This is a genomic window from Streptomyces sp. MP131-18 (assembly GCF_001984575.1).
GTDB classification, from domain to species: Bacteria; Actinomycetota; Actinomycetes; order Streptomycetales; family Streptomycetaceae; genus Streptomyces; species Streptomyces johnsoniae.
Window position 1 is genome coordinate 3,126,628 of sequence record NZ_LZNS01000001.1, and the last position, 12,848, is coordinate 3,139,475.

The window sequence follows — 12,848 nt, forward strand, 5'->3', positions numbered from 1 at the left end:
CGCGCGGCATCGGCTCTCAACCGAGCAACCTGGTCAGTGTGCCATATGGGCCGCCACCCATGCCAATCGGACGCCGGGGCCCGGCCGGGGCCGGCGGCCTTGCGGCTACTCGGCCGCGGCGGGCCCGGGGGCGTGCAGCCGCAGCACCGCGCGCTCCGCCCACTCCGGTGGACGGCCGAGGAGCGATACCACGATCATCACCATGAACGCAAGGGGCACCGTCCACGCCGCGGGCTGCGCGAGCAGCACCACCAGCCAGCCGGGTCCCGGATCGGTCAGCACCGAGGCGAGCGCCGCACCCGTTGCTGCGAGCACGCCGACGGCGAGGCCGGCCGTTGCACCCGCCCGCGTCAGCCCGCGCCACCAGATGCCGAGCACGAGCAGCGGGCAGAACGTCGAGGCGGCCACCGCGAACGCCCAGCCCACCGCCACGTTGATGTCCACGCTGCGCGCGGGCAGCGAGAGCAGCACCGCGACCAGCGCGCCCGCCGCCACCGCGAGCCGCAGCCGCGGCACGCTCGCCCGCGACAGGTCGTGCGAAAGGCCCCCGGCCAGCGCCATCAGCAGCCCGGACGAGGTGGAGAGGAACGCGGCGAACGCCCCCGCCGCCACGATCGCGGTCAGCACCGACCCCCAGCCGCCCGGCACGATCTCGCCCGGCAGCACCACCGTCACGGTGTCCGTGTCACCGCCCCGCACCAGGCCGGGCGTGAACACCCGGCCCAGCAGCCCGTACACCGCGGGGAAGAGGTAGAAGACGCCGAGCAGCACGATCACGCCGACCGCGACCCGGCGCGCCACCGCGGCCGTTGCGCTGGTGTGGAAGCGCATGATGACGTGCGGCAGGCCCACCGCGCCCAGCGTCGTCGCCAGCAGCACGGACCAGGTCGCCAGCAGCGGCTGGCCCGAGCCCTCCAGGTCGAGCAGCGGGCGGCTCCACTCCGACACGTCCATCCGCAGGGCCTCCTGGCGCGCGTCGTCACCGGCGTGCACGATCAGGAAGATCGCGGGCACCGCGATGAACAGCAGCTTCACCACGTAGTGGAAGCCCTGCACATAGGTGGCCGAACGCATGCCGCCCGCCGCGATCGACGCGGTCACCACCGATCCGGCCAGGACGACCCCGACCCAGTACGGCGTACCGCTGACGAGGTGCAGCACCACGCCCGCGCCCTTGAACTGCGGTACCAGGTACAGCCACATGATCACCAGCACGATGACCGCGCAGAGTTTGCGTATGGTCTGCGAGCCCAGCCGGTAGTCGGCGAAGTCCGGCACGGTGTACGCGCCCGAGCGCCGCATCGGCCCCGCGACCAGGGCGGCGACGGCGACGTAGCCAGCGGTGAACCCGACGGCGTACCACAGCGAGCCGATGCCGTTCTTCAGCATCAGCCCGGCGAGGCCGAGCACCGAGGCCGCGGACACGTACTCGCCCGCGATGGCCATGGCGTTCCAGCCGGGCGCGACGCGGCGGGAGGCGACGAGGAAGTCCGGTGTGGTCAGCCGGGTGGCCCGCACGCCGTAGACGCCGATCGCCATGCTCGCCGCGAACAGCAGCCCGATCGCCAGGAGTCCGGTCATTCGCGCTCGATCCGTTCCGCGGCGCGCACGTGCAGCACCGCGATGACGAGCAGCAGCGGGTAGCTGGCGCCCATCAGCAGCAGCCAGGACACGGGGAAGCCCCAGGCCGTGACCCGGCCGAGCACCGTGAGGCCGCCCAGCAGGCCGCTGAGCCCGAACAGCAGCAGCCCGAGCGCGCCCAGCGTCCTGGCGGCGAGCCGCCGCTGCCGGTGGAAGAGGGCGCGGGCCGCGGCCAGTTCCTCGTCGCCTTCTGAGCCGGGCACGGGCAGCGGCAGCAGGTGCTGCGCGGGCCGGTGTCTGCGCGACAGCGCGATCCGCGTCTGCGGGCTGGTCACCCGCACCCGGCGCGGGGCCCCGCTCATCTTCGGCTCGTCTCGTCCCTGACGGCCGCGAGCAACCGTTCCTTCAGGGCTCGGGAGTGGCGGCGGCTGACCGGGACATCGCCCGCGGGGGTACAGGCCAGCAGGCCGGAGGAGCTGCTGACCCGCAGGTCCCTGACCCAGCGGACGGCGACCAGGTAGCCGCGGTGGGCCCGGACGAACCCGGCCACGGCCCAGACCTCCTCCAGGTAGGTCAGCGACAGCCGGATCAGGTGCGAGCCCTCAGCGGTGTGCAGCCGCACGTAGTCGCCGTGCGCCTCGGCGAACTGGATGTCGTCGCGGTGCACGAAGACGGTGTGCCGCCCGGTCTCGATCTGCACCACCGACAGTTCGTCCGCGGGCTCGTCCCGCGCCGCGTCCTGCGCGGGCCGGCGCAGGACGCCGACGCGGCCGACCGCCTCGGCCAGCCGTTCCGGCCTGACCGGCTTGAGCAGGTAGTCGGCCGCGCCGATGCCGAACGCCTCGACCGCGTGGTGCTCGGAGGCGGTGACGAAGACGATGGCGGGCGGCGCCGAGAGCATGCTGAGGACACGGGCGACCTCCATGCCGTCGAGTCCCGGCATGGAGATGTCGAGGAAGACCGCGTCGTAGGTCTCCGTTCCCAGCAGCCGGACCGCGGCCTCGCCGCCGTCCGCCTCGCCGACCGCGCCGATCTCCGGCAGGGCGCCGAGCATCGCGGCCAGTTCGTGGCGGGTGGATGCCTCGTCCTCGACGACGAGGGCCCGCAGCTGACTCTTCAATTCGCGACCACTCCTCGCATGAAACGCGGCACCCGCACGACGACCTTCGTGCCGCTGCCCGGCGCGGTCTCGATCACCAGACCGTATTCGGAGCCGTACACGGTGCGCAGCCGCTGGTCGACGTTGGCGAGCCCCACGCCGTTCCGCCCGCCGTCGGGGGCGGCGCCGGCCTTCCGCGGGCGTTCGCCGGCGAGCACGGCCCGGGCGAAGGCGGGGTCCATGCCGACGCCGTCGTCCTCCACCTCGATCACGCACAGCGGCCCCTCCCCGAAGCCGGAGACGCTGATGGAGCCAGGCCCCGGCTTGGGTTCGAGGCCGTGCCGTACGGCATTCTCCACGATCGGCTGGATGACCAGGAAGGGGATGGCGACGGGCAGCACCTCGGGCGCCATCCGCACGGTCAGCTCCATGCGGTCGTCGAACCGGGCCCGCTGGAGCTCCAGGTAGGTCTGCACGGCCTGGAGCTCGTCGGCGACGGTGGCGTAGTCCCCCTGGGTGGAGAAGCTGTAGCGCAGATAGTCGGCGAAATCGTTCAGCAAGGTGCGGGCCCGGTCGGGATCGGTCCGGATACGGGCGCCGATGACGGCCAGCGCGTTGTGCAGGAAGTGCGGGGAGATCTGCGCCCTGAGCGTGCGGAGATCGGCCTGGGCGATGCGGCTCCTGGCCCGGCGCAGCGCCGCGTGGTCCAGGGAACGGGCGACCAGCGCCGCGACCGCGCTCAGCTCCGCGTCCGCGCCCCCGCGCACCGCGAGCGCGCCGGACAGCTCGCCCGCGACGATCAGCGGCACGGCCGTCCACGGCGGCCGGTGCGCGGTCGTGGCCTGCTCGTACGCCTGGGCCAGCAGCCCGGCCAGCTCCTCCTCCTGCGGCCCGGGACCCGCCACGGCCACCGGCGGCCCGTCGAGACCGGCGAGCACCACGGTCTCCGCCCCGAGCAGGCGCCGCAGCCGCCGGGCGGCCGAGGCGGCGCCGCGGCCGCCGAGCCCGTCCTGGAGATCGGCGTCGATCTTCTGCACGACGGTCAGCACCCTCGCGGTCTTGGCCTCGTCCGGCCGCTCCCGACGCATCCGGTCCAGCATGGCCCGAACCTAGCCGAGCGAGCCCTGACCGAGTAAGCCCCGGGCGACGGCGGCCGGCTCCGGGTCAGGGCGCGGCGCGGCCGGCCTGGTGTCCGCGCCGCCGCTCCCGCTCCCGCTCGCGCTCCTCCACCTCCGCGAGCGGCGGGTGCAGCTGCATCGGGCCGTAGGGGTCCTCGTCGCTGGGGCGCGGCGGCTCCGGCCCGTCCGGGCCGATCCGCATGAGCCGTTCGACGCGGATGATGCGGAAGCGCCGCCCGAGCACGTGCAGCTCGTCGGCGGGCGGCCCGCAGCGGTATCGCTCCGCGGCGCGGGCGTAGCGCCCGGCCTCCTCCGCGGAGATGCCCTGCTCCAGCTTGGGCAGGAACTCGGCCAGATAGTTGTACAGGGTGGCGCGCGCCTCCTGCGGGGTGGACTGGAGCGTCGCCATCGGCTCCCACGACCGCGTCTTCCGCTCGGCGAACGTGAACGTCGCGGGCAGCAGCACCAGGCCCGGATGCGTGGTCAGCGCCCTGCGCGAATCGTCGCGCACGTCCTTGGGAATCCGCTTCGCCTCGTAGTGCAGCGGCAGCAGCTCCATGCGCTGGATGCTCTCCATGACGCCGGTCGGGCTCGCGTGGTCGATGACGAAGCCTTCGGTGCGGCTGGCCGTGCCCCGGCGGTGGCGCTCGGCGAGGTCGCGGCCGGGCTCGTCCGGGTCGGTGGGCCGCGGGCCCTCGATGCCGTCGGGGCCGATGCGGGCGAACTCGTCGCCGCGGACGATCCGGTACCTGGTGTCGCCCACCCGCACCTCGTCCACCGCCTCGGTCTCCAGCACGGCGACGGCGTCGAGCAGTTGCTCGCGCAGGGGATCGCCGGGCCGGGTCTTGTCCTTGGCCTTGAACCACAGATGGGAATTCAGCCCGTCGCGCGAGTGCTGCGCGAATCCGTCCGCCACGTCGTTCAGCAGCCGCCAGACGGGGCCGTCCTCGCGGCGCTGCTCGGCGAACCCGAAGACCGGGCCCCTGATGACGATGTGCGGATACCGCTCGGCGGCCTCGATGGTGTCCTGCTCGGTGACCTCCGAGACCGGATCGTCCCGGCGGGTCACCCGGAACGTCAGATGGCGCGGTGGGCTGTTCCGGTGATCCTTCATGTGCTCAGTGTGACCTCACCACCGGTGTGCGGTCAGTCGATTACACAAAGTCCCCTCTTTGGAGGGGCTAACTTGCCCCCGCGTTCACGGTTTCACGCGCCTTTTCACCACCGGAACGAGTGAACGGCCGCGGAGCGGTCCTGGCGGCCCCGGCCGCCCGGCGTCAACTCCGCTCATAGCCGACCGTGAAGCGCTCGCCGATGTGGCGGGCGTCCTCCACCTCGTCGACGAGCGCCGCCGCGTAGTCCTCCGTGGAGATCCGGCTGACGCCCTCGGCGTCGGTGACCAGCTCGTCCAGGCCCGTGCGGTAGGCACCGGTGCGCCGACCGGGCTCGATCACGGCCGCGGGGCTGAGGCTCGTCCAGCGCAACTCCCCCGCTTCGCACCGCAGATACTCCAGCGCGTCGCTGTGCGCGTGCATGATCTGGCGGACCTCGTCCGGCAGTCCCGGCGCGTCCATGACCCGGCTGCCGTCCGGGGTGCGCAACGAGCCCGCGCCGCCGACCATGATCAGCCGCGGCGCCGCCGCGCCGAGCGCGTGCAGCCCGGCCACCAGCGACCGGGCGGAAGGACCGATCAGCGCCTCGTGCCCCGGCCCGTCGCCGCCACCGACCGCGCTGATCAGCACATCGCGGCCGCCGGCCACCGCGCTGACCGACGCCGGGTCGAGTACGTCGCCGGTGAGCACGGACAGCCGGCGATGCGTCCTGGTGATCGATCCCGGGTCCCTGACCACGGCGGCGACGTCGTGCCCGCGGTCGAGCGCCTCGCTGACGATGCGGTGGCCGATGGCGCCGTTCGCCCCGAAAATCGCGATCCTGGCCATGTGATGCTCCCCTGTGCGCTGCGGTACCGGCTGACCTCCGCCAGGGTGCCACCGGCGCGTCGCCTACGCGGCGGCGCCGCGCGGGGCGGGGAACGATGCGGCCGGGGCACGGCAGTGCCCGGGGCCCCGAGAGGGGAAGCTCGGGGCCCCGGGCGGGGAGCCGGGCGGGGATTCCCGGCGGACGGCGGCTTGAGGGAAGCCGCCTCAGTGGCTGGAGGCGCGCTCCGCGCCGGCGCCGGTGAGCGCGCGGACCTGGAGCCTGGCGAACCGCTCGTCGTCGCTCTCCTTCGACATCAGCGTGCCGATGATCGCGCAGAGCAGGCCGATCGGGATGGACACGAGCCCGGGGTTCTCCAGGGGGAACCACTGGAAGTCGACACTCTCGGGGAACAGCGACAGGTTGTTCCCCTCGGCATCCACTCCCTTGCCGGAGACGACGGGCGAGAAGAACACCAGGCCCACCGAGCTGATCAGCCCGCCGTAGATACCGGCCACCGCGCCCGTGGTGTTGAACCGCCGCCAGAACAGGCTGAGCAGGATCGTCGGCAGGTTCGCGGAGGCGGCGATCGCGAAGGCCAGCGCGACCAGGAAGGCCACGTTCAGGTCCTGGGCGAAGACGGCCAGGACGATCGACACCGCGCCGACGCCGATCGCGGCGAACCGCGCCACCCGCACTTCCTCCTGCTCGCTCGCCTTCCCCTTGCGCAGCACACTGTTGTAGAAGTCGTGCGCAAGCGAGGACGAGGAGGCGATGGTCAACCCGGCCACCGTGGACAGGATGGCGGCGAACGCGACCGCGGCGATGAACGCGAGCATCGCCGCGCCCCAGAAGTCGCCGCCGAAGTGGTCGCCGACCGCCTCGGCGAGTTGCGGGGCCGCGGTGTTCCCCGCGGAGTTCTCGGCCGTGATGGCCTCGTGCCCGACCAGGGCGGCGGCACCGAAGCCCAGGATCAGGGTCAGCAGGTAGAAGGTGCCGATGATGCCGATGGCCCAGTTCACGGACTTCCGCGCGGTCTTGGCGTCCGGCACGGTGTAGAAGCGGATCAGGATGTGCGGCAGACCGGCCGTGCCGAGCACCAGAGCCAGGCCGAGGCTGATCAGGTCCAGCTTGTTGACCATGGTCTGCCAGGCGTCGCCCGCCACTTCGACGCCGTAGCGCTGTCCTGGTTCGAGGAACGCGTCACCCCGGCCGCTCGCCGCCGCCGCGTCGTTCATCAGCGAGCCGAAGTTGAAGTCGTACATCGCCAGCACCAGCAGGCTGACCAGCAGGGCGCCGACCATCAGGATCACGGCCTTGATGATCTGCACCCACGTGGTGCCGGTCATGCCGCCGAACGACACGTAGGTCACCATCAGGATGCCGACCACCACGATGCCGACGATCTTCGCGGTGTCGGCGCTCATCCCGAGATAGGTCTCGCCCTCCTCGATGCCGAGCAGCAGCGCGATCAGCGCGCCCGCGCCCACCATCTGCGCCAGCAGGTAGAAGACCGACACCGTCAGCGTGGACACCGAGGCCGCGGTACGCACCGGTCGCTGCCGCATCCGGTAGGACACGACATCGGCCATGGTGAAGCGCCCGGAGTTCCGCAGCAGCTCCGCGACCAGCAGCAGCGCCACCAGCCAGGCCACCAGGAAGCCGATCGAGTACAGGAAGCCGTCGTAGCCGAACAGGGCGATCGTTCCCGCGATGCCGAGGAACGAGGCGGCCGACATGTAGTCGCTGCCGATCGCGAACCCGTTCTGGATGCCGGTAAAGCCGCGGCCGCCGGAGTGGAAGTCGGTGGCCGATCTGGTGTGCCGACTGGCCCAGGCGGTGACGCCCAGCGTCAGCGCGATGAGTGCGGCGAAGAGGATGACGGTGATCAGCCGTTCCTGGTTGGTGCTTTCCTCGGCCAGCGTGATCATGCGTCCTCCCCCTTCCGCGCGCCGGGAACGGTCGGGCCGCCCTCCAGCTCCTCGCGCAGCTCGTCGGCGAGCGGGTCGAAGCGGCGGTTGGTGTACCGCGAGTACAGAATCGCAATGCCGAAGGTCGACACGAACTGCAAGAGGCCGAAGAACAGCGCCACGTTCGCGCTGCCCACGATCTTCGTGGACATGAAGCCACCGGCGTAGGCGGACAACAGCACGTACAGCAGGTACCAGGCGAGGAAGCCAATACCGGCCGGCACCACGAACCGCAGCAGCCGACTCCGCAGTTCCACGAAGCGCGGATCGTCGTGCATGGTGACCGAACGGCTCTCCAAGTCGCCGTCGGGCGGGGGCCCTTCGGGCCCGGGGCGGGAATGCGTCGTCGACATCACCGGCTCCTGTCTGGTTGCTGTGCTCCGGGAAATGTAAGGAGGGTCACAGACCCCGGTCACCACGCAGACGGGTTCACTCGCCGAACGGTCGATATCCGCGCCGAGCGGACGGCCAGCAGCACCGGCACGGCAACGGGCCCCGGCGCACGGAAGAATCCGCGGACCGGGGCCCGTGTGCGTACCTGCTGGTCAGCTCACTTGACGATCTTGGTGACCTGGCCGGCGCCCACCGTACGGCCACCCTCGCGGATGGCGAACTTCAGGCCCTCCTCCATGGCGACGGGCTGGATCAGCTCGACGCGCATGTCGGTGTTGTCGCCGGGCATGACCATCTCGGTGCCCTCGGGGAGGTGCACCACGCCGGTCACGTCCGTCGTCCTGAAGTAGAACTGCGGGCGGTAGTTGTTGAAGAACGGGGTGTGACGGCCACCCTCGTCCTTCGACAGGATGTACGCGGTCGCCTCGAACTCGGTGTGCGGGGTGACCGAACCGGGCTTGATGATGACCTGGCCGCGCTCGACGTCCTCGCGCTTGATGCCGCGGAGCAGCAGACCGACGTTCTCACCGGCGCGGCCCTCGTCCAGCAGCTTGCGGAACATCTCGATACCGGTGACGGTCGTCGAGGACTTCTCTTCCTTGATGCCGATGATGTCGACGGTCTCGTTGACCTTGAGGACACCACGCTCGATACGGCCGGTCACCACGGTGCCGCGGCCGGTGATCGTGAAGACGTCCTCGATCGGCATCAGGAAGGGCTTGTCGATGTCGCGCTCCGGCTGCGGGATGGCCTCGTCCACGGCCTTCATCAGCTCGAGCACGGTCTTGGACCACTCCGGGTCGCCCTCCAGCGCCTTCAGCGCGGAGACCTTCACGACCGGAACGTCATCGCCCGGGAACTCGTACTCGGTGAGCAGCTCACGGACCTCGAGCTCGACGAGCTCCATGATCTCCTCGTCGTCCACCATGTCGGCCTTGTTGAGGGCGACAACGATGTACGGCACACCCACCTGGCGGGCCAGGAGCACGTGCTCCTTGGTCTGCGGCATCGGGCCGTCGGTGGCGGCGACCACCAGGATGGCGCCGTCCATCTGGGCGGCACCGGTGATCATGTTCTTGATGTAGTCCGCGTGGCCCGGGCAGTCGACGTGAGCGTAGTGCCGGTTCTCCGTCTGGTACTCGACGTGCGCGATGGAGATGGTGATACCGCGCTGTCGCTCTTCGGGAGCCTTGTCGATGTTCTCGAACGCGAACGTCTCGTTCAGGTCCGGGTATGCGTCGTGCAGCACCTTGGTGATCGCCGCGGTAAGCGTCGTCTTGCCGTGGTCGATATGACCGATGGTGCCAATGTTGACGTGCGGCTTAGTCCGCTCGAACTTCGCCTTCGCCACTGGGGTCCTCCTGTGGACTGGTGCTGTACGCCCCCCGCAACTTGCGGGAGGTTTCAGATGGTCGACCGAACCGGTCAGGACCCCGAGGGGACGCCCTTGACCGCTTCGCTAAAGGGCTGGGCATCGGGGGCGCAATGCCCCCGAATGCCCGTTGCTCCAGCTTAGGGGTTACTCGCCCTTGGCCTTCGCGATGATCTCCTCGGCGACGTTCTTCGGAACCTCGCCGTAGGAATCGAACTGCATGCTGTAACTCGCGCGACCGGAAGTCTTGCTGCGCAGGTCACCGACGTAACCGAACATCTCCGACAGCGGCACGAGCGCCTTGACGACCTTGGCGCCGCTGCGGTCCTCCATGGCCTGGATCTGGCCACGGCGGGAGTTGATGTCACCGATCACGTCACCCATGTACTCCTCGGGCGTGGTGACCTCGACGGCCATCAGCGGCTCGAGAAGCGCGGGACTGGCCTTCCGCGCCGCCTCCTTGAACGCCATCGAACCGGCGATCTTGAAGGCCATCTCGGAAGAGTCCACGTCGTGGTACGCGCCGTCGAGCAGGGTCACCTTCACGCCGGTCAGCGGGTAGCCGGCGAGCACGCCGAACTCCATCGCCTCCTGGCAGCCCGCGTCCACCGAGGGGATGTACTCCCTGGGGATGCGGCCACCGGTGATCTTGTTCTCGAACTCGTACCCGTCGCCTTCCAGCGGCTCCAGACGGATCTGCACCTTCGCGAACTGACCGGAGCCACCGGTCTGCTTCTTGTGGGTGTAGTCGACCTTGTCGACGGCCCGGCGCAGGGTCTCCCGGTAGGCGACCTGCGGCTTGCCGACGTTGGCCTCGACCTTGAACTCGCGCTTCATCCGGTCGACCAGCACGTCCAGGTGCAGCTCGCCCATGCCCGAGATGATCGTCTGACCGGTCTCCTGGTCGGCCTTGACCTGGAAGGACGGGTCCTCCTCGGCCAGCCGCTGAATCGCGATGCCCAGCTTCTCCTGGTCACCCTTCGACCTGGGCTCGATCGCGACCTCGATAACCGGCGCCGGGAAGTCCATCGACTCCAGGATCACCGGCTTCGCCGGGTCGCACAGCGTCTCACCGGTGGTGGTCTGCTTCAGGCCCATGACGGCGACGATGTCGCCGGCGCCGACGCGGTCGATCTCCTCACGCTTGTTGGCGTGCATGCGGTAGATCTTCCCGATCCGCTCCTTCTTCTCCTTCACGGAGTTCTGCACCTGCATGCCCGTGTTGAGCACGCCGGAGTAGATGCGGATGAAGGTGAGCTTGCCCAGGTGCGGGTCACTCGCGATCTTGAACGCGAGAGCGGCCAGCGGCTCCTCCTCCGACGGCTTCCGGAGGATGGTCTCCTCCGGATTCCGCGGGGAGTGGCCCTCGACGGCCTCGACGTCCAGCGGCGACGGCAGGTACCGCACGACCGCGTCGAGCAGGGGCTGCACGCCCTTGTTCTTGAACGCGGTGCCGCAGAACACCGGGGTGACGGTGGCGGAGCCCTCGGCGCCCGTCGAGGCGAGGGTGACGCGGCGGATCGCCGCGTAGAGCTGCTCCTCGGAGGGCTTCTCGCCCTCCAGGTACAGCTCCATCATCTCCTCGTCGTTCTCCGAGACGGCCTCGACCAGCTTGCCGTGCCACTCCTCGGCCTGGCCCTGCAGGTCCGCGGGGATGTCGACGACGTCGTACATCTCACCGAGCTTGGTCTCCTCGGACCACACCAGGGCCTTCATACGGACGAGATCGATCACGCCCTTGAAGCCGGCCTCGGCGCCGATCGGCAGCTGCATGACCAGCGGGGTGGCACTCAGCCGGTCGACGATCATGTCGACGCAGCGGAAGAAGTCGGCCCCGGTCCGGTCCAGCTTGTTCACGAAGCAAATACGCGGCACACCGTAGCGGTCCGCCTGGCGCCAGACGGTCTCGGACTGCGGCTCGACACCGGCGACGCCGTCGAACACCGTCACGGCACCGTCCAGGACGCGCAGCGAGCGCTCCACCTCGACCGTGAAGTCGACGTGCCCGGGGGTGTCGATGATGTTGATGGTGTGGTCGACCTCGTCGAGCGGCCAGTGACAGGTGGTCGCGGCGGAGGTGATCGTGATGCCGCGTTCCTGCTCCTGCGCCATCCAGTCCATGGTGGCGGCGCCGTCGTGAACCTCACCGATCTTGTAGCTCACGCCGGTGTAGTACAGAATCCGCTCGGTGGTCGTCGTCTTGCCCGCGTCGATGTGGGCCATGATCCCAATGTTGCGGACCCTGGCCAGGTCAAGTGAAGTGGTAGCCATCTGGCTTCATTCTTCTCTCGGTCTCGATGGGGTTTGCGACTACCAGCGGTAGTGCGCGAAGGCCTTGTTGGACTCGGCCATCTTGTGGGTGTCCTCGCGCTTCTTCACGGAGGCACCGAGCCCATTGGAGGCATCGAGCAGCTCGTTCATCAGCCGCTCGGTCATGGTCTTCTCGCGGCGCGCGCGGGAGTAGCCGACCAGCCAGCGCAGCGCGAGTGTGGAGGAACGCCCGGGGCGCACCTCGACCGGCACCTGGTACGTGGCGCCACCGACGCGGCGGGAACGGACCTCAAGGGTCGGCTTCACGTTCTCCAGGGCGCGCTTGAGGGTGATGACCGGGTCGTTGCCGGACTTCTCCCGCACCCCCTCCATGGCGCCGTAGACGATGCGCTCGGCGGTGGAGCGCTTGCCGTTCAGCAGCACCTTGTTGATGAGAGAGGTCACCAGAGGAGAGCCGTACACCGGGTCGATGTGAACCGGCCGCTTCGGGGCGGGGCCCTTACGAGGCATGCTTACTTCTCCTTCTTGGCGCCGTAGCGGCTGCGGGCCTGCTTGCGGTTCTTGACGCCCTGGGTGTCCAGGGAGCCACGGATGATCTTGTAACGAACACCCGGCAGGTCCTTCACACGGCCACCGCGCACCAGCACGATGGAGTGCTCCTGAAGGTTGTGGTTCTCACCCGGAATGTAGGCCGTGACCTCGATCCCATTGCTGAGCCTCACACGGGCGACCTTGCGGAGCGCCGAGTTCGGCTTCTTCGGCGTGGTGGTGAACACACGCGTGCAGACGCCGCGCCGCTGAGGGGAGCCCTCGAGCGCCGGCGTCTTGTTCTTCTCGACCTTGTCCTGCCGGCCCTTACGGACCAGCTGCTGGATCGTTGGCACGGTTTCTCCGGTTTCTCTGTGCCGATCTCAATGAAGCTAACCTGGGCCACATCACCGACCCACGCGGTCGGGTGTGTCGAAGACTGCAGAATCCAGCTCCTCGCTGGGCGGGGAAGCGGATGCAGAATCCCGGAGTTCCTGATGCAGCTGAAAAAGCGCAGGGAACACCCCAGGCACAAGGTCAGAGCCTACCTACCCCGCGCGCTGCGGTCAAAACAAGCAAGCACGCCCGACCTGCCCCGC

12 protein-coding genes are annotated in these 12,848 nt (G+C 69.6%); all 12 read right to left on the minus strand.

The genetic code is table 11. The features are described 5' to 3' along the window. Positions 1-105 precede the first annotated feature (105 nt). The 12 genes from STBA_RS13900 to rpsL all read right to left on the minus strand — a co-directional run bounded on the left by STBA_RS13900 (position 106) and on the right by rpsL (position 12,605). Entirely contained in the window at positions 106-1,581 is a 1,476-nt protein-coding gene (locus tag STBA_RS13900; protein WP_077059555.1) for a cation acetate symporter, read from the minus strand. Beyond that, positions 1,578-1,943, minus strand: coding sequence for a hypothetical protein (locus STBA_RS13905; RefSeq protein WP_143659477.1), 366 nt, complete (start codon positions 1,941-1,943; stop codon positions 1,578-1,580). The genes STBA_RS13900 and STBA_RS13905 overlap by 4 nt, the downstream gene beginning before the upstream one ends. After that, complete coding sequence (locus STBA_RS13910) at positions 1,940-2,701, minus strand: LytTR family DNA-binding domain-containing protein (RefSeq protein WP_077059557.1); 762 nt, start codon at positions 2,699-2,701, stop codon at positions 1,940-1,942. The genes STBA_RS13905 and STBA_RS13910 overlap by 4 nt, the downstream gene beginning before the upstream one ends. Further along, complete coding sequence (locus STBA_RS13915) at positions 2,698-3,780, minus strand: histidine kinase (protein ID WP_253194720.1); 1,083 nt, start codon at positions 3,778-3,780, stop codon at positions 2,698-2,700. The genes STBA_RS13910 and STBA_RS13915 overlap by 4 nt, the downstream gene beginning before the upstream one ends. Before the next feature lie 64 nt (positions 3,781-3,844). Beyond that, positions 3,845-4,912 (minus strand): DUF5954 family protein, encoded by a 1,068-nt coding sequence (locus tag STBA_RS13920; protein ID WP_077059558.1) that lies wholly within the window; start codon positions 4,910-4,912, stop codon positions 3,845-3,847. A gap of 163 nt (positions 4,913-5,075) precedes the next feature. Next, a complete protein-coding gene (locus STBA_RS13925; protein ID WP_077059559.1) occupies positions 5,076-5,738 on the minus strand; it encodes an NAD(P)H-binding protein in 663 nt (220 codons plus the stop codon). Between the two features lie 204 nt (positions 5,739-5,942). Further along, entirely contained in the window at positions 5,943-7,646 is a 1,704-nt protein-coding gene (locus STBA_RS13930) for a cation acetate symporter (RefSeq protein WP_077059560.1), read from the minus strand. Beyond that, positions 7,643-8,038 (minus strand): DUF485 domain-containing protein, encoded by a 396-nt coding sequence (locus STBA_RS13935; protein WP_077059561.1) that lies wholly within the window; start codon positions 8,036-8,038, stop codon positions 7,643-7,645. The genes STBA_RS13930 and STBA_RS13935 overlap by 4 nt, the downstream gene beginning before the upstream one ends. Before the next feature lie 197 nt (positions 8,039-8,235). After that, positions 8,236-9,429 (minus strand): elongation factor Tu, encoded by a 1,194-nt coding sequence (tuf, locus tag STBA_RS13940; RefSeq protein ID WP_077059562.1) that lies wholly within the window; start codon positions 9,427-9,429, stop codon positions 8,236-8,238. A gap of 168 nt (positions 9,430-9,597) precedes the next feature. Continuing rightward, positions 9,598-11,721, minus strand: coding sequence for an elongation factor G (fusA, locus tag STBA_RS13945; protein WP_077059563.1), 2,124 nt, complete (start codon positions 11,719-11,721; stop codon positions 9,598-9,600). 39 nt (positions 11,722-11,760) lie between these two features. Beyond that, on the minus strand, positions 11,761-12,231 hold the full coding sequence (rpsG, locus tag STBA_RS13950) for a 30S ribosomal protein S7 (RefSeq protein ID WP_077059564.1): 471 nt from the start codon (positions 12,229-12,231) through the stop codon (positions 11,761-11,763). Between the two features lie 2 nt (positions 12,232-12,233). After that, positions 12,234-12,605 carry a 30S ribosomal protein S12 gene (rpsL, locus tag STBA_RS13955; RefSeq protein WP_049572471.1) on the minus strand — a complete coding sequence of 124 codons (372 nt, stop codon included), beginning with the start codon at positions 12,603-12,605 and terminating at the stop codon, positions 12,234-12,236. Positions 12,606-12,848: the final 243 nt, after the last annotated feature.

Excerpts from the sequence above, each read along its gene's own strand:
- STBA_RS13900 (WP_077059555.1), bottom strand. The coding sequence starts at position 1,581 with ATGACCGGACTCCTGGCGATCGGGCTGCTGTTCGCGGCGAGCATGGCG.
- fusA (WP_077059563.1), bottom strand. The coding sequence starts at position 11,721 with ATGGCTACCACTTCACTTGACCTGGCCAGGGTCCGCAACATTGGGATC.
- STBA_RS13920 (WP_077059558.1), bottom strand. The coding sequence starts at position 4,912 with ATGAAGGATCACCGGAACAGCCCACCGCGCCATCTGACGTTCCGGGTG.
- STBA_RS13925 (WP_077059559.1), bottom strand. The coding sequence starts at position 5,738 with ATGGCCAGGATCGCGATTTTCGGGGCGAACGGCGCCATCGGCCACCGC.
- STBA_RS13930 (WP_077059560.1), bottom strand. The coding sequence starts at position 7,646 with ATGATCACGCTGGCCGAGGAAAGCACCAACCAGGAACGGCTGATCACC.
- STBA_RS13905 (WP_143659477.1), bottom strand. The coding sequence starts at position 1,943 with ATGAGCGGGGCCCCGCGCCGGGTGCGGGTGACCAGCCCGCAGACGCGG.
- rpsG (WP_077059564.1), bottom strand. The coding sequence starts at position 12,231 with ATGCCTCGTAAGGGCCCCGCCCCGAAGCGGCCGGTTCACATCGACCCG.
- STBA_RS13935 (WP_077059561.1), bottom strand. The coding sequence starts at position 8,038 with ATGTCGACGACGCATTCCCGCCCCGGGCCCGAAGGGCCCCCGCCCGAC.
- STBA_RS13915 (WP_253194720.1), bottom strand. The coding sequence starts at position 3,780 with ATGCTGGACCGGATGCGTCGGGAGCGGCCGGACGAGGCCAAGACCGCG.